The organism is Burkholderia cepacia (assembly GCF_001039005.1).
Classification (GTDB): domain Bacteria; phylum Pseudomonadota; class Gammaproteobacteria; order Burkholderiales; family Burkholderiaceae; genus Burkholderia; species Burkholderia theae.
On record NZ_LDWR01000015.1, the window covers coordinates 1 to 16,279 of the forward strand.

Here is a 16,279-nt window from a genome sequence, read left to right on the forward strand (position 1 = left end):
ACGGTGATGGCAACGGCCACGGCAACGCCAGCGGCCATGGCGACGGTAATGGCAACGGCCACGGTAACGCCGGCAGCCATGGCGATGGTAATGGCAACGGCCACGGTAACGCCGGCAGCCATGGCGATGGTGATGGCCACGGCAACGCCGGCAGCCACGGCAAAGGCGACGGTAGTGGCCACGGTGACAGCGGTGGCAACAGCAACGGCGGTCACGGTAACGGCAGTGGTGCCGGCGGTAACGGCGGTGGCAACGGCAATGGCAACGGCGCTGGCCACGGCAATGGCGGCGGCCACGGCAACAGCGGATCGTCCGGAGGCAACCACTGACCTGGCGCGTTGCCAGGTGGCGAGCGGTCAGAGCATCTCGAGCGCGCGCTTGCTGCGCGGCGGACGGAAGTACGCGTCCAGCTGCGCGCGCTCGTCATCGCTCAACACGAAATCGAGCGCGGCGCGGTTGTCGCGCACATGTTCGATTCGCGACGCCTTCGGGATCGCGAAGACACCCGGTTGCGCAAGCACCCACGCAAGCGCGACGCGCATCACCGACACGCCGCGCTGCCGCGCGATCTCGTCGAGCGGCGAGCGCTTCGGCAGCCGCCCGTGATCGACCGGGCTGTACGCCATCGCCGGCATCCGGTGTTCGGCAAGCCACGGCAGCAGGTCGAATTCCGGGCCGCGCCGCGCGATGTTGTAGAGGATCTGGTTGGTCGCGCATGCGTCGCCGCCCGCTTCATCGACGAGTTCGGCCATGTCGGCCGTATCGAAGTTGCTCACGCCCCAGTGACGGATCTTGCCCGCGCGCCGCAACGTCTCGAAGCCTTCGACCGTCTCCGCGAGCGGCACCGAGCCGCGCCAGTGCAGCAGGTACAGGTCGAGGCGATCGGTACGCAGCCGCTTGAGGCTCGCGTCGCACGCGGCGACGACACCGCGCCGGCTCGCATGGTGCGGATAGACCTTGCTGACGAGGAACACGTCGTCGCGCAGCCCCGCGAGCGCCTCGCCAACGAGCGTCTCGGTCGCGCCGTCGCCGTACATTTCGGCGGTGTCGACCAGCGTCATCCCGAGCGCGACGCCCTCGCGCAGCGCGGCGATCTCGTCCGCGCGGCGGGCCGGTCGCTCGCCCATTTCCCAGGTGCCCTGGCCGAGCTTCGGAATCGTCTCGCCGTCCGGCAGGACGACCGTGGCGATCGTGTCTGTCATGCGTTCCTCGTTGCGGATTCGTGGCCGCGTACCGCGGCCGAAGCATGGAATACGACGCATCAGTGTAGTCAATCGGCACCGCGGCCGCCTATTGCACGGCAAAAACCGGCTATAACGGCGCCGCATGATGACTTAGAATGGCCGCAACCTGATCGATACCCACTCCTTGACTGCTCCCCTTCCCGAAGAAAGGGAATTCCCACTTCACTGAACGCAACCCGACATCGCCTCAAAGAGACATGGGAATTACACTTTCTCCATGGGCTGACACCGCCAGTCCGGCGGCCAAAACGTTGCACGCGGCGTTGATGTCGCGGTCGTGCGTCGCAACACATCTCGGACAGACCCACGCGCGGACCTTCAACGGCAGCTTGGCTACGGTATGCCCGCAGTCGGAACATCGCTTGCTGGACGGATACCAGCGGTCGATGCCGATCAATACGCGTCCGTACCACTCAGCCTTGTACGCTAATTGCCGCACGAATTCCGACCAGCCCGCATCGTCGATCGATTTCGCGAGCTTTCGATTCTTCAGCATGTGGCTGACGGCAAGACTTTCAATGGCGATCACTTGGTTTTTGTTGATCAGCCGAGTCGATAGCTTGTGCTGGAAATCCCTGCGGCAATCTGCTATCCGGGCATGCATGCGAGCGACTTTGAGCCTGGCCTTCCTGAAGTTGGCGGAACCTATTTGCTTCTTCGCAAGCCGCCGTTGCAGCTTGGCGAGTCTTGTTTCGTTCTTTCGAAGCGCGTTCGGTGCGGCAATCTTCTCGCCAGTCGAAAGAACGACAAAATCTGTCAACCCGAAGTCGATACCAATCTGGCCACTCGCCTCCGATTTTGCGGAAACTACATCGTCGCAAAGCATGGACACGTGGTATCGACCGGCAGCGTCTCTCGACACTGTGACGGTCGTCACCTTCGCGCCTTCGGGAATCGTACGCGACCAGCGAATCGCGAGTGGCGCATCCATCTTGGCCAGCTTCAGCGAAGTGCCGTCCCATCTGAAGGCGCTCCCCGTGTACTCGGCCGACTGCGCACCGTCCTTGCGCCGGAAGTTTGGATATTTCGCCCGCTTGGCAAAGAAGTTCGCGAATGCAGTCTGCAGATGGCGCAGGGCCTGTTGGAGCGGAACCGAACTGACCTCGTTCAGCCACGCATGCTCGGGGGTTTTCTTCAGCGCGGTGAGCGCAGCGGAGGTCTCGTGATAGCCGACACGTGCCTGACGCTGCTGCCACGCATCGGTGCGCATTTTGAGCATGTGGTTATACGCAAAGCGCGCGCACCCGAACGTCCGGGCGAGCATCGCTGCTTGCTCGGGCGTCGGGTAGAACCGGAATCGGTAGGCACGCTTGATGTCCATGTGTCACACCATGTCATAGGCCGGCGTCAGCCTCAAGCTTTGGAGTGGCAGTCATTTGACCGCGCTCCTTTCACGCCCCTACCTTCACCCCGAAGGAAGTCCCCTTGGGAAGAAGGACGGGGTTTCTCGGAACAAATCTGATGAAGTCACCCACGGACGACCGCTGGCAGGACCTGCGCCCCGACCCCGACAACGACACGCCGCTCTACCTGCAGCTCACCCGCAAGCTCGGTGACGCGATCCACGACAACCGCTGGACGGCCGGCGAGGCGCTGCCTTCGGAGCGCGTGCTGTCCGACGCGCTCGGCGTGTCGCGCATCACCGCGCGCAAGGCGATCGCGCTGCTGGTCGAACAGGGCTTGATCCGCCGCACGCAAGGCGCAGGCAACTTCATCCAGCCGCGCTACGAGGATCCGCTGTCGCGGCTGTCGAGCTTCAGCGAAATGCTCGAACGCCGCGGCTTCAAGCCAAGCTCGCAATGGATTGCGCGCGAGATCCAGCCCGCGAACCGCGACGAGGTCATCCAGCTCGGGCTGTCGCCCGCCGCATCGGTTACGCGCCTGAAACGCCTGCGCCTCGCCGACGGCATCGTGATGGCCGTCGAGAACTCGACGTTCCCCGCCACGCTGATTCCCGATCCGCAGGCGATCGGCGGTTCGCTGTACAGCTATCTCGAAGCGCGCGGCACGCCGATCGTGCGCGCGCTCCAGCATTTCCGCGCGGTCAACGCGACCGACGAGATCGCCGAACAGATGGGCATTGCGCCGCACGACGCGCTGCTGCTGATCACTCGGATCGGCTATACGTCGGACCAGCGCGCGATCGAACTGACCGATACGTACTGCCGCAACGACTACTACGACTTCGTCGTCGAGCTGCGCAAGTAACGCCCACCGCGCCGCCGGCGCTCACAGCCAGCGCGCTTCGTCGGTGCCGAGCGGCACGGGCGGGCACGCAAACGACGGCGGCGTCGCCGACAACCGCTCGGCCGGCCGCACCGCGTCGATCATGCCGAACGGCGACGCGGTGCGGTCGATCCGGTCGCGCACGTCGGCGGCCGAGAGGTCAGGTGCATGCAGGCCGTCCGGCACCGCACCGAACGACTGCAGCCAGCGCCCCGTCTGTGCGAGCGACAGCCGCACGTGCCAGCTTCCCCCTTCGCGCGCCCGGCGCGCGAGTGCGATCATCGCGCCGAACGCCGCGAGATAGCCCGTCGCATGATCGAGCGCCTGGCACGGCAGATGGCGCGGCCCGTCCGCATGCGCGGCCTGCTGCTCCTGCCACGCGATTCCGCTCGCCGACTGCACGAGGCTGTCGAAGCCGCGCCGCTTCGCCCACGGCCCCGCATGCCCGTAGGCAGACACCGACACGCACACGATGCCGGGCCGCAGCTGCGCCAGCGCCTGCGGCGCGAAACCGAGCGCCGCGAGCGCGCCGGGCCGATACGACTGCAGGAATACATCCGCATCGCGCGCGAGCGCGTGCAGCGTATCGACGCACGCCGCGTCGCGCAGGTCGATCCACGTCGAACGCTTGCCGCGCCCGTTGTCGATCACGAGCGGCGCGATATTCGGCAGGTGCGGGCCGTTGACGAGCAGCGTCTGCGCGCCGTGCGACGCCAGCGTGCGGCCCGCGACCGGCCCCGCGATGATGCGCGTGAGATCGAGCACGCGCACGCCGGCGAGCGGCTGACCGGCTTCGCCGCGGCCGATCGGCTCGACCGGCGCGTCGCCAATCCGCTCGATCTCGAACAGCGGCAGTGACGCGATGGCGCGCGCCTGTTCGTGCGCCGCCCATTCTTCAGGTGTTCTGATCAATGCCGCGCACAGGCCGGCCTCGGCCAGCGCGGTATCGAGCGCCGTGCCGTCCCACGTGCGGATCGCCGCCGCGACGTCGGCCGGCTGCGCGCCGCAGCCGAGCACGTCGAGGATCCCGTGCAGGTGATGCGGGAAGTTCGCGTGCAGTTGAATCCAGCGCCCGTCGCCCGTCTCGAAAAAACCCGTCACCGGATGACGCAGCTCCGGCGGCGGGCCGTCGTCGACACGCAAGTAACGTTCGCTGCGGAACGCGACCAGCGCGTCGCGCACCGATACGTCGACGGATTGCGCGACGCCCGTGCGAAGCCGATGGCATTCTGCCGCCGCGAGCCCGGCTGCCGCGATCGTCGCGGCAGCGAGCGTGCCGACGTGGAACGTCGACGGTAACGTCGGGTCCTGCCCCGTCACGGTCGCGCGAGCGAGCGCGTCGGGGTCGCCGTGTGCGAGTTGCCACAGATGCGTCAATGCGAGTTCGGGTGTCATGGCCGGATGCGTGCGGTAGTGGAGACGAAATCGAGTCTAGAATTCGCGACAGGCGCGATCAATCTTGATTGCGCGAATCAATACATAACGAATAGTTGTAGCGGAGCCGCCCTTCATGCGCTCCGACAGGAGCGATCGGCATGACCTCCCTCAGCGCGCAGGAAGCCTCCGGCATCCTCGGTATCAGCGTGAGCACCCTTTATGCGTACGTGAGCCGCGGCCTGCTGCGCTCGCTGCCCGACGGCACGACCAAGCGTCGCTGCTACGACGCGGACGAGGTGCGCCTGCTCGCGCGCCGCCGCGCCGACGCGAAACGCGCGGGCGGCGTCGCCGAGCGTTCGCTCGACTGGGGCGTGCCGGTGCTCGAATCGCGCATCACGCAGATCGCCGACGGCCGCCTGCGCTACCGCGGCGCCGATGCGATCGCGCTGGCCGACGATACGACGCTCGAAGAAACGGCCGCGAGGCTCTGGGATTGTCCGCCCGCGCGGCTTGCCGCCGCATCGCTCGCGTCGACCGGTTTCGACGCCGCGCAGTGGGACGACTGGGCGCGCCGCTGGGCGCATCTCGCGCCGCTCGAACGCACGCTGGTGCTGCTGCCCGCGGCGGCGGCATCGCTGCCGCGCCTGTGGGCGCAGGGGCGCGACGCGCAGCTCGATTCGGCCACGCTGCTGCTGCGTGTCGCCACGGCCGCGCTCGCCGGCATCGCGCCGGGCGACGCGCCCGTGCACCGGCAGCTTGCCGCCGCGTGGCGCGTGCGGCGGCGTACCGAAGTCGACCTGCTGCGCCGTGCGCTCGTGCTGTGCGCCGATCACGAACTGAATCCGTCGACCTTTGCGGTGCGCTGCATCGCATCGACCGGCACTCACCTGTTCGGCGCGATCGCGGGCGGACTCGCGGCGCTGTCGGGGCCGCGCCACGGCGGCGAGACGTTCCGCGCGGGCACGCTGCTTGACGAAGCGGCCCGCGCCGCCGACCTCGATCGCTACCTCGCGCTGCGGCTTGCGCACGACGAACGCACGGACGGCGGCCGCACGGCACTGTCCGGCTTCGCGCACCCGCTCTATCCCGACGGCGACCCGCGCGCGCTGGCGCTGCTCGACGCGCTGCACGACACGGCGCCGGACCGCCCGGCGTTGCAAGCGGCACGTGCGCTCGCCGCGCGCGTCGAAGCGGCGACGGGCCTGCGTCCGGCGATCGATTTCGCGCTCGCGGTGCTGGAGCGTACGCTCGCGTTGCCGGACGGCGCGGCGTTCACGCTGTTCGCGGCCGGCCGCACGGCCGGCTGGATCGCGCATGCGCTCGAGCAGTACGCGGACGGGAAGCTGATCCGGCCCCGCGCGCGCTACGTCGGCAGCGACGCGGCCGCGTGACGGCGGCCGTCGCGCCACGCGGCGAGCGGCCGCCACCACGCCTGCGCGGCGCGCGCGTCCGGCACCGCGAGCGGACCGAACGCGAACGTCGCGCCGTGCGGCCCCGCGCTGACCCAAACACGCATACCGGGCATGAACGTCAGCGAATCGCCGACGCCGAGCCAGTGATCGTCGGGCCGGCCCTCGATCGTCACCCATGCTTCGCCCCCGGCCACCTGCAGTGTGGTGCGATCGACGATCCGCCACCGCCCGGCCGGCTCATCGCCTTCGATTACGTAAAGTCGCAGTTCACGCATGGCAGCCTCCTGGTCGCACGGGTTCGATGGCACCAGTATTTCGGACAGTGGCAGCACACGGACAGATACGCCTGCAGACACTTTCGGCTGAACTGTACTGGTCAGTGAACGGACGGGCATCCGCCGGCCGGCGAGCCGGGTGCCGCACCCCGCGCCGAACCTGCACGGCGCGGCGGCTTTCCCTACAATGTCGGCTGTCCCGCGCCACCGCCCGTCTTCATGTTCCAACGCCCGCCCGCCGTCGCCCCCGGCGAAAAGAACCTCACCGTGATGCTCTGGCTCGTTGCGACGGGCTTCTTCATGCAGACGCTCGATTCGACCATCGTCAACACGGCGCTGCCGTCGATGGCCGCGAGCCTCGGCGAATCGCCGCTGCGGATGCAGTCGGTCGTGATCGCGTACTCGCTGACGATGGCGGTGATGATCCCCGTGTCGGGCTGGCTCGCCGATACGTTCGGCACGCGACGCGTGTTCTTCAGCGCGATCCTGGTGTTCTCGCTCGGCTCGCTGCTGTGCGCGAACGCGCATACGCTGACGCAGCTCGTCGCGTTCCGCGTCGTGCAGGGGGTCGGCGGCGCGATGCTGCTGCCGGTCGGGCGGCTCGCGGTGCTGCGCACCTTTCCGGCCGAACGCTACCTGTCCGCGCTGTCGTTCGTCGCGATTCCCGGCCTGATCGGACCGCTGATCGGGCCGACGCTCGGCGGCTGGCTCGTGAAGATCGCGTCGTGGCACTGGATCTTCCTGATCAACGTGCCGGTCGGCGTCGCGGGCTGCATCGCGACCTTCTATTCGATGCCCGATTCGCGCAACCCGGCCGTCGGCCGCTTCGACCTGAAAGGCTATCTGCTACTGACGATCGGCATGATCGCGATCTCGCTGTCGCTCGACGGGCTCGCCGATCTCGGGATGCAGCACGCGGCCGTGCTCGTGCTGCTGATCCTGAGCCTCGCGTGCTTCGTCGCGTACGGGCTGTATGCGGTGCGCGCGCCGCAACCGATCTTCTCGCTCGAACTGTTCAGGATCCACACGTTCAGCGTCGGGCTGCTCGGCAACCTGTTCGCGCGGATCGGTAGCGGCGCGATGCCGTACCTGATCCCGCTGCTGCTGCAGGTGAGCCTCGGCTACTCGGCGTTCGAGGCCGGGCTGATGATGCTGCCGGTGGCGGCGGCCGGGATGTTCTCGAAGCGGATCATCACGCGCCTGATCACGCAGCACGGCTACCGCAAGGTGCTGCTCGCGAACACGATCATGGTCGGGGTGATGATGGCGAGCTTCGCGCTGATGCGCGACACGGTGCCCGTCTGGGTGAAGGTCGTGCATCTTGCGCTGTTCGGCGGCTTCAACTCGATGCAGTTCACGGCGATGAACACGCTGACCCTGAAGGATCTCGGCACCGGCGGCGCGAGCAGCGGCAACAGCCTGTTCTCGCTCGTGCAGATGCTGTCGATGAGCCTCGGCGTCACGGTCGCGGGTGCGCTGCTCGCGACGTTCACCGGCATGCTGCGCACCGTGACGCCGAGCAACACGCTGCCCGCGTTCCATGCGACGTTCATCTGCGTCGGGATCATCACGGCCGCATCCGCGTGGATCTTCGCGCAGCTCGCGCCCGAGATCCGCGACACCGCGCGCAAGACCGACCCGTCCGAACGCGCGTGACGCGCGGCGCGCGCCGAACCGGAACGGTGCGCACCATGACGGTGCAACGCGCCCCTGCGATGCACCCGCCGTGCGCCGCGTGGCGGCCGCGACGGGCTGCCGCACGGGGCAGGATGTCGTGCATGCTTCTTGCTCGCCTATTCTCTAGGTAAACTGGCAGTCTTCCTTCGGCCGACATCATGAGCATGATCGACATCGATCCCCCTGGCTTTCAGCCGCCCCGCCCCGTCGCCGGTGACGACGGGAACCGGCGCACCGTGCTGTATGGCAGCTACACGGTGTTCAGCGTGTTCCAGCCCGTTTTTTCCGTGTCGCACCGCCGCGCGATCGGCTATCACGCATCGCTGCGCGCGCACGACGAGGAAAGCCGCCAGGTGGCCTCGCACGAGGTGTTCACGCAGGCGGCGCGGCGCGGCGACCTGCTCGAGCTCGGCCGGCTCGCCGAATCGCTGCATCTCGGCAACTTCCATGCGTTCGACAGCCACGACGAATGGCTCTTCCTGAGCCTGCATCCGGCCGCGCTGATGGACACCGTCTACGGCGACGCGCTGCTCGCGAACCTGAAAGCGCTCGGGCTGCCGCCGCACCGCGTGGTGCTCGAGGTGCCGGAACAGGCGGGCGGCGAGACGCCGCGCTACGCGGCGATCGTCGACGGGCTGCGCAAGGCCGGTTTCCTGATCGCACTCGTCGGTTTCGGCGCGAAGCATTCGAACATCGACCGCGTGTGGCACCTGCATCCCGATATCGTCACGCTCGACCGAGGCATCCTTGCGCAAGCGAGTGAGCACTCGCATCTCGAACGCGTGCTGCCGGGGCTCGTGTCGCTGCTGCACGAATCCGGCCAGCTCGTGCTGATGGGCGGGCTCGCGACCGAGCGCGACGCGCTGATCGCGCTCGAGTGCGACGTCGACTTCGTGCAGGGCCAGTATTTCGCGGGGCCGAGCGTCGACCCCGTGCAGCCGCAGGCCGCCGCGGGCAGCATGGATACGCTGTCGGCCGCGCTGCGGCTGCGCGTCGCGCAGCGCGAGCGCACCCAGGCGGAACGGCTCGCGCCGTACGTCGCCGCGCTCGAGGAAGCGAGCCAGAAGCTCAGCGCAGGCGCGCCGCTCACCGATGCGGCCGCCGCCGTGCTCGGGCTGCCCGAAACCGCGCGCTGCTTCCTGCTCGACGCGTCGGGCCGCCAGATCGGCGACAACGTGCTGGCACGCGGTAGCGTCTCGCAGCGCGCCAAGCGCTTCCGGCCGCTGCTGCATTCCGAGGGGGCGAGCTGGGAGCGCCGCCCGTACTTCATCGACGCGATGCGCGCGCCGGGCCGCGTGCACCTGACGTCGCCCTACCTGTCGATCAACGAGGCGCACCTGTGCGTGACCGCGTCGATCGCGGCACCCGTCGCGACCGGCATGCAGGTGCTCTGCGTCGACATCAACTGGGAAGCGGCGCTCAACCGCGAATGAACGCGCCGGCGCGCCGCATTCACGCGGCGCCGGCCTCCTTGCGCACGATCAGCCGGTGCACGCGCTTGCCGGACGAAGCGCTGACGACCTCATGCTCGTCGATCACGCGTATGCCGGCGCCGAGCGCCGCATGCATCCGCGCCGAGTCGAGCGGCGTATAGAGGCGGCCGCGCTCGTCGCGCAACACGCCGTTTCCGGCTACCCGCCAGCTCAGGTACAACGTGCCGCCCGGCATCAGCAGATCGGCCAGCCGCGCGGCGGCCGCCGACGCGTCAGCCTGTTCGAGGTGCATGACGACCGTTTCGCACAGCACGTTGCGAAACGCGCCGGACGGCACGCCGGCCAGCGCCGGCAACGCGGCCAGTTCGAAGGTCAGGTCCGGATGGTGCCTCCGCGCCTCGTCTAGCAGTGCAGTGCTCGCGTCGTAGCCGCGCACATCGAAGCCGCGCGAAGCGAGCCAGGCCGTGTCGCGCCCCGCTCCGCAGCCGACGTCCGCAGTCGGTCCGGGCGAGAAATGCTGTTCGAGCAGCGCGTACATGTCGTCGGGGGCGGCCTGGTCGAGCCAGTCCTGCGCGTATTGCGCGGCATGGGCATCGTAGGCGTCGAGAGTCGGGCGATCCACCATGGTGATTGCTCCGCATAGGCGTCGTATGGCGCACCTCGCATCTTAGCCGTTGCGCGACTGAAGTGACGTTGCGCCACCCCACCGGCGCGACGGCCGGTCAATCCCGCCGCTATGCGGCCCGCACGTCGCCCGCGCGCGGCGCCTGCGCGGTCAGCTCGGCCCACAGCGCATCGCCGTGCCACGTCGGGCGCGCCGCAGCGCTTTCCGCGTCGTGGACCAGCGCACACAGCCGCGCATTGACGGGCGCCTGCGCGCCGAAGCGCGCGGCCAGCCGCACGACCTCGCCGTTGATCCACTCGACTTCCGTCGCACGGCGCGCCGCGAGATCGTCGGACATCGACGAACGCGCGAGCGGATCGATCGCGAGCATCCGGCCGCCGAGCACGCGAAACGCGGTATCGGGAAGCTCGAGCACGGTCGGGATCCACGCAGCCGGCAACGGCGTCAGCCGCGCGGGCCGGATCGCGGCACGCGCCAGCCAGTGCAGCGCTTCGCGCTGCGCGAGCGCGACGCAGCGCCGGTACGCGCGTTGCGCGAGTTCGTCGCGCAGCGGCAGGTTCGCGAGCGCATTGACTGCGTTGTTCAGGTTGAGCAGCAGCTTCGCCCACTGCACGGCCGGCATGTTGCGATGCAGCGCGAGCGGCAGCCCGGCACGCGCGAATGCGCCGGCGAACGGTTGCAGCGCGGGCGACGCGTCGGCCGCGAGCGCACCGGCCGAACCCTGGTGAAATGCGCCGGGCTCGCGCTCGATCACGTTGAACGGCACCATGCCGGCCAGTACGGTCGCTTGTGGCAGCGCGTCGCGCAGCACGTCGGCGTTGTGCAGGCCGTTCTGGAAACTGATCACGACCGTGCCGGGCCGCAGCACGCCGGCGAGCTGCACCGCGGCATCGCGCGTCGCGGCCGACTTCACCGCGACGAGCACGAGCCGCGCGGTAGCCGCGGCCGCCGGATCGGTCGAGAACGCGACATCGGCCGGCGCGAGCGTCGCGCGATAGCCGCGCTGGTCGGTCAGCGTGAGCCCGTGCAGATGAATCGCGTCGCCAATCCGCGCGCGGCCGACGAGCGTGACGTCCGCACCGGCCGCCGCGAGCCGGCCGCCGAGATAACAGCCGACGGCGCCCGCGCCGAACACGCAGACCGGCGCGTCAGACATGCGAGTGCGCGCCGCCGTGTACGGGGCCGGCCCGCCGCTCGACTTCGCGGCGCACGTCGCCGCGCAGTCCCGCGAAGAACGCGACTTCGGCGACGACGAACAGCGGCCCGACCATCAGGCCGACCAAGTCGTCGACGAACGCGGGCTTGCGCCCTTCGAACCAGTGCCCGACGAACTGCACGATCCAGCCGACGACGAACGCGCCGATGCCGATCGCGAGCCATTGCGCGGTCGGCAGCAATGCGAGCGCCTGCGCGGCCCACAGGCCGAGCGCGAACAGCGCGGTCATCACGATCCCGAACCGCAGGTCGAGACGCAGGTAGAACGCCGCGAACGCGACGGCAAGCAGCAGCGCCGGCGACAGCGCGACGCCGGCCAGCATCCCGATCGCCGGCCGCGACAACAGCACCTCGACCGCGAACACGATCATCGGGATCCCGACCAGATGCGTCGCGATGTTGCGCGCGTCGCGATGGTAGGCCGCATACTGGGAAAGGTGGTCTTCGAGCGTCTTCATGGCGTCTCCTGGTCGGTCGTTGAGCGCTATGATGCGCGTCACGCCCGAGAACCTCTGTCAGCTACCCGACATCGCGTGCCCATGCCCTCGTCGCTCGCCCCCTACCTGCCGCAGATCGAAGCGAACCCGTGGTTCGCCGCGCTGCCGCCCGCGTTGCGCGCGGACCTGCTCGCCGGTGCGGCGCTGCGCCGCCTGCCGGTCGGCCACGCGCTGTTCCGGCGCGGCGACCCGCCGTGCGGGCTGTACGCGGTACTGGCCGGTTCACTCACGATAGGTGCGGTCGACCCGCAGGGCAAGGAAGCGCTGCTGACGGTGGCCGAGCCGGTCACCTGGTTCGGCGAGATCGCGCTGTTCGACGGCCAGCCGCGCACGCACGACGCGATCGCGCTCGACGATGCGCTGCTGCTGCACGTTCCGCAGGCCGCGCTGCTCGCGATTCTCGACGCGACGCCGCAATACTGGCGGCAATTCGCGCTGCTGATGGCGCAAAAGCTGCGCCTGAGCTTCCTGACCGTCGAAGCGATGAGCGTGATGCCGGCCGCGCAGCGGCTCGCCGCCCGCCTGCTGATGATCGCCGACGGCTACGGCGGCATCAGCGCCGGGCGCACGCGCGTCCGGCTGTCGCAGGAAACCCTCGCGTCGATGCTGTCGCTGACGCGACAGACCACCAACCAGTTGCTGAAGGCACTGCAGGCCGACGGCATCGTGCGCCTGCATGTCGGAGAAATCGAGCTCGTCGACGTCGACGCGCTGCGCCGCGCGAGCGGGCTCGGCGACACGCCGCGTTGAGGCCGCCGCCCGGCGGCCTGCTTCACGCCGGCCTATTGGTGCGTGTATTGCGCGCCGCCGTCCGCATCGATCACGACACCGCTCAGATACGACGCTCGGGCGGACGCGAGGAACACGACGAGATCCGCCATTTCCTCGGGTTTGGCCGGCCGGCCGAACGGCAAGTCGGCCAGCAGCTCGCGCCAGCGCGCGCGATCGCCGAACCGGGCCTCCGCGCGCGATTCGTAAAGACGAACCAGCCGGTCCGTCTCCGTCGGTCCGGGGTTCACGCCCACGACGCGCACGCCCTTGCGCGCGGTATGGCCACCCGTGGCGCGCGTGAACGCGATGAGCGCCGCGTTCGCCATCGATCCGCAGATGTAGTCGTAGCGGGGCGCGGCGCCCGCCATCCCGATCACGTTGACGATCACGCCCGAGCCTCGCTCCAGCATCGCCGGAAGCGCCTGCCGCGTCGCATTGATGTAGCCGTACACCTTGACGTCCCACGATGAGCGCCATGTCGCGTCGTCGACGTGGTCGAGCCCGCCGCCGGGAATCGCGCCGGCGTTGTTGATCACGATGTCGGCGTCGGCGATGTGCTGGCCCAGGACATCGCTGTTCGACGCGATCGACAGATCGAGCGCGAAACCATCGATGCGGCCCGGATGCTTCGCGCGCAGCGACCGCAGCGCGGCATCCACCGTGGCCGCGTGACTGCCGATGATCGTGACGTGCGCGCCCTCTTCCGCCAGCCGCTCGGCACACGCGTAGCCGATTCCGCGAGATCCGCCCGTGATTACCGCATGCTTCCGGTCAAGCTCCAGATTCATTGCCGATGCTCCTTTCGAATGCGTTGGGGGTTGCCGCCATGCCGTTCGTCGAGCCGCATGTCGACGAGCGTACGTCAACGCGCGTTCACGTCGATGTCCTTCGCGTGACGCGTCGCAGCCGGATTCCGGGCAATAAAAAAGCCTCCACGAGGGAGGCTTTTCAGACCGGCTGCGGCGCTGTCCATTCGGATAGCCGAACGTGATCGCCGTTTCCAGCGTGTCCTGACAGACCTTACGCGAAGTTCTTCGCTGCGAAGTCCCAGTTCACGATGTTCCAGAACGCTTCGACGAACTTCGGACGTGCGTTGCGGTAGTCGATGTAGTACGCGTGTTCCCACACGTCGATCGTCAGCAGCGCCTTGTCGGCGGTCGTCAGCGGCGTGGCGGCGTTGCTCGTCGACACGATGTCGAGCGAACCGTCCGCCTTCTTCACGAGCCATGCCCAGCCCGAACCGAACGTACCGACCGCAGCCTTCGTGAACGCTTCCTTGAATGCGTCGTACGAGCCCCACTTCGCGTTGATCGCGTCGCCCAGCGCGCCCGTCGGTGCGCCGCCGCCGTTCGGCGACAGGCTGTTCCAGAAGAACGTGTGGTTCCAGATTTGCGCGGCGTTGTTGAAGATGCCGCCCGACGACTTCTTGACGATCTCTTCCAGCGACAGGTTCTCGAATTCCGTGCCCGGGATCAGATTGTTCAGGTTCGTCACATAAGCCTGATGATGCTTGCCGTAGTGGTACTGGATCGTCTCGAGCGAGATGGTCGGCGCGAGTGCGTCTTCAGCGTACGGGAGCGGCGGGAGCGTATGAGCCATGGCGATTCCTTCGTTGAGTATGTAGGGGGGCTTGTGTTGAATGCTGCCGAGCGTCCGATTGTAGGCGAGGACGAATAACCCCGCAAACTCACGGGCCATTTATCCGCGGTATGCGGAAAAGCGATGTTTGCGCATCGTCCGGCAGGACGAACCGACGATGCGCGGCGTCCGTTCCCGTGCTTCGCGCGTGCGTTGCGGGACCTGCGTTTCGCTTACGCCGGCCCGCTCAGATCGTATCGGTCAAGCGCGGCTGCACGTCGGCGAGCGATACGTCGGCCGAACCTTCGGCCAGATGCACGGTCAGGCGGCGCTGCGGCTTCAGCGCGCTCGGCGCGCGCACCGCGCGGCCGGTCTGCGCGTCGATGAGCGCCGCATAACCGCGCTCGAGCGTGCGCTGCGGGCTCAGCACTTCGAGCCGTGCCGCACAGGCTGACACACGTGCCGTGTCGCGTTCGTGACGGCGCTGCAACGCAACCGCGAGACGCTGCGACAGCCCCGCGAGCGCCAGGCGCGCCTGCGACGGATCGGGCCGCGCGCGCTGCCAGCGCAACTGCGCGAGCGCAAAACGCGCGCGCGCGTCGCGCACCGGCCGCGAGGCCGCCGATGCGAGCCGCACCGCGAGCTGCTCGACATGCGTGCGCTGCCGCTGCAGCCGCTCGGCCGGGCTCACGAGCCGGCGCGCGAGCCAGTCGAGCTGCTGCGCACGCTGTTCCAGCATGCGTTCGATGCCGCGCGCAAGCGCACGCTGGCGCTCGTCCACCTCGCGCAGCAGCAGCGCGCGCTGCGGGCTCGCGAGCTCGGCCGCACCGGTCGGCGTCGGCGCGCGCAGGTCGGCCGCGAAGTCCGCGATCGTGAAATCGGTTTCGTGCCCGACGCCGCTGACGACCGGCAGCTCGCTCGCCGCGATCGCGCGCGCCAGCGCTTCGTCGTTGAACGACCACAAATCCTCGATCGAGCCGCCGCCGCGGCAGACCAGCAACACATCGACCTCGCGCCGCGCATTCGCGGCCTGGACGGCCGCGACGAGCTTTTCGGCGGAACCGGCGCCCTGCACGGGCGCCGGATAGACGATCACCGGGATGTGCGGCGCGCGGCGCGCGAGCGTCGTCAGCACGTCGCGCAACGCGGCGGCCTGCAGCGACGTGACGATGCCGATCGCGCGCGGGTGGGCCGGCAGCGGCCGCTTGCGCTCGGGCGCGAACAGCCCCTCGCTCTCGAGTTGCGCCTTCAGCCGCAGGAACGCCTCGTACAGGCGCCCCTGCCCGGTGCGCCGCACGGCCTCGACGTTGAGCTGGACTTCACCGCGCGGCTCGTACATCGTGACGACCGCGCGCACCTCGATCCGGTCGCCTTCGCGCGGCGTGAACTCCGCGTATTGCGCACGGCCGCGGAACATCACGCAGCGCATCTGCGCCTGCTGGTCCTTGATCGAGAAATACCAGTGGCCGCTCGCGGCACGCGTGAAATTCGACACTTCGCCCGATATCCACAGCAGCGGAAACGAGCGCTCGAGCATCGTCGAAATCGCGCGATTGAGCGCCGAAACGGGAATCACTTCGTCACCGCCGCGCGTCGCGCCGGGTGCGGAAAAAGGAGAGTCGGGAAGCATGGGCGGTCGGATGAATGCTGGCGGCGACACGATAGTCCGACACGCGCGCGACGTCCAGCGCCGACCGCATTCGCCGCGACGCGCGGAAGGTGTCCACATTCTGGCAATGATCCGGCTAAAACGCTTTGAAACCGCCTAAAAAACCAGACAATTCGTCATAACACATTGATTTTTATAGATTTTTAAACCTTTCGAAATCATTCGCATCCGATTCGATGCCCGCCCGACGGGCGTTTGAGGCGATCGAACAGGGAGTTTTTCACAGAGTTATCCACAAGCCGCCGCGATCCGGCCCCGCGGGCTGCGTCGGCCGGTCGCG

Annotated in this window: 16 protein-coding genes; 5 read left to right on the forward strand and 11 right to left on the reverse strand. The window is 68.5% G+C overall.

Features of this window, described 5'->3' with window-relative positions:
* The 3 genes from VL15_RS09185 to VL15_RS09195 all read right to left on the reverse strand — a co-directional run.
* The coding region (locus VL15_RS09185; RefSeq protein WP_196319565.1) for a hypothetical protein at positions 1–296 on the reverse strand (296 nt) is incomplete at its 3' end.
* 60 nt (positions 297–356) lie between these two features.
* The gene (locus VL15_RS09190; RefSeq protein WP_048245116.1) at positions 357–1,202 is read right to left on the reverse strand and encodes an aldo/keto reductase; all 846 of its coding nucleotides are present in this window, start codon (positions 1,200–1,202) and stop codon (positions 357–359) included.
* A 229-nt stretch (positions 1,203–1,431) separates the two neighbouring features.
* Complete coding sequence (locus VL15_RS09195) at positions 1,432–2,565, reverse strand: RNA-guided endonuclease InsQ/TnpB family protein (protein ID WP_048245118.1); 1,134 nt, start codon at positions 2,563–2,565, stop codon at positions 1,432–1,434.
* Positions 2,566–2,705: 140 nt separating this feature from the next.
* Here VL15_RS09195 and VL15_RS09200 point away from each other — a divergent pair, with 140 nt between their 5' ends.
* Positions 2,706–3,452 (forward strand): GntR family transcriptional regulator, encoded by a 747-nt coding sequence (locus VL15_RS09200; protein WP_048245120.1) that lies wholly within the window; start codon positions 2,706–2,708, stop codon positions 3,450–3,452.
* Positions 3,453–3,473: 21 nt separating this feature from the next.
* On the opposite strand, the gene VL15_RS09205 is transcribed toward VL15_RS09200, so the two are convergent.
* Positions 3,474–4,865 carry a CoA transferase gene (locus VL15_RS09205; RefSeq protein ID WP_048245122.1) on the reverse strand — a complete coding sequence of 464 codons (1,392 nt, stop codon included), beginning with the start codon at positions 4,863–4,865 and terminating at the stop codon, positions 3,474–3,476.
* Positions 4,866–5,005: 140 nt separating this feature from the next.
* On the opposite strand from VL15_RS09205, the gene VL15_RS09210 reads away from it, so the two are divergent.
* Positions 5,006–6,238, forward strand: coding sequence for a citrate/2-methylcitrate synthase (locus VL15_RS09210; RefSeq protein WP_048245123.1), 1,233 nt, complete (start codon positions 5,006–5,008; stop codon positions 6,236–6,238).
* Here VL15_RS09210 and VL15_RS09215 read toward each other — a convergent pair.
* Complete coding sequence (locus tag VL15_RS09215) at positions 6,211–6,534, reverse strand: DUF2917 domain-containing protein (protein WP_048245125.1); 324 nt, start codon at positions 6,532–6,534, stop codon at positions 6,211–6,213. The genes VL15_RS09210 and VL15_RS09215 overlap by 28 nt on opposite strands.
* A 219-nt stretch (positions 6,535–6,753) precedes the next feature.
* Between VL15_RS09215 and mdtD the strand changes: the two genes are divergently transcribed.
* Both mdtD and VL15_RS09225 read left to right on the forward strand, forming a co-directional pair.
* A complete protein-coding gene (gene mdtD, locus VL15_RS09220; RefSeq protein WP_048245127.1) occupies positions 6,754–8,190 on the forward strand; it encodes a multidrug transporter subunit MdtD in 1,437 nt (478 codons plus the stop codon).
* Between the two features lie 179 nt (positions 8,191–8,369).
* Complete coding sequence (locus tag VL15_RS09225) at positions 8,370–9,644, forward strand: EAL domain-containing protein (protein ID WP_048245129.1); 1,275 nt, start codon at positions 8,370–8,372, stop codon at positions 9,642–9,644.
* A gap of 19 nt (positions 9,645–9,663) precedes the next feature.
* Here VL15_RS09225 and VL15_RS09230 read toward each other — a convergent pair whose 3' ends face one another.
* The 3 genes from VL15_RS09230 to VL15_RS09240 form a co-directional block, all read right to left on the reverse strand.
* Positions 9,664–10,269, reverse strand: coding sequence for a class I SAM-dependent methyltransferase (locus tag VL15_RS09230; protein WP_048245131.1), 606 nt, complete (start codon positions 10,267–10,269; stop codon positions 9,664–9,666).
* Positions 10,270–10,378: 109 nt separating this feature from the next.
* Positions 10,379–11,425, reverse strand: coding sequence for a 2-dehydropantoate 2-reductase (locus VL15_RS09235; protein WP_048245133.1), 1,047 nt, complete (start codon positions 11,423–11,425; stop codon positions 10,379–10,381).
* On the reverse strand, positions 11,418–11,942 hold the full coding sequence (locus VL15_RS09240; protein ID WP_048245135.1) for a DUF962 domain-containing protein: 525 nt from the start codon (positions 11,940–11,942) through the stop codon (positions 11,418–11,420). The genes VL15_RS09235 and VL15_RS09240 overlap by 8 nt, the downstream gene beginning before the upstream one ends.
* Positions 11,943–12,023: 81 nt before the next feature.
* Between VL15_RS09240 and VL15_RS09245 the strand changes: the two genes are divergently transcribed.
* Positions 12,024–12,731, forward strand: a complete 708-nt coding sequence (locus tag VL15_RS09245; RefSeq protein WP_048245139.1) for a Crp/Fnr family transcriptional regulator — start codon at positions 12,024–12,026, stop codon at positions 12,729–12,731.
* Positions 12,732–12,763: 32 nt separating this feature from the next.
* Here VL15_RS09245 and VL15_RS09250 read toward each other — a convergent pair whose 3' ends face one another.
* The 3 genes from VL15_RS09250 to xseA form a co-directional block, all read right to left on the reverse strand.
* On the reverse strand, positions 12,764–13,540 hold the full coding sequence (locus VL15_RS09250) for a short-chain dehydrogenase/reductase (protein ID WP_048245141.1): 777 nt from the start codon (positions 13,538–13,540) through the stop codon (positions 12,764–12,766).
* Between the two features lie 232 nt (positions 13,541–13,772).
* Positions 13,773–14,351 (reverse strand): superoxide dismutase [Fe], encoded by a 579-nt coding sequence (gene sodB / locus VL15_RS09255; protein WP_011352986.1) that lies wholly within the window; start codon positions 14,349–14,351, stop codon positions 13,773–13,775.
* 226 nt (positions 14,352–14,577) lie between these two features.
* Positions 14,578–15,960 carry an exodeoxyribonuclease VII large subunit gene (xseA, locus tag VL15_RS09260; protein WP_048245143.1) on the reverse strand — a complete coding sequence of 461 codons (1,383 nt, stop codon included), beginning with the start codon at positions 15,958–15,960 and terminating at the stop codon, positions 14,578–14,580.
* Between the last annotated feature and the right edge of the window lie 319 nt (positions 15,961–16,279).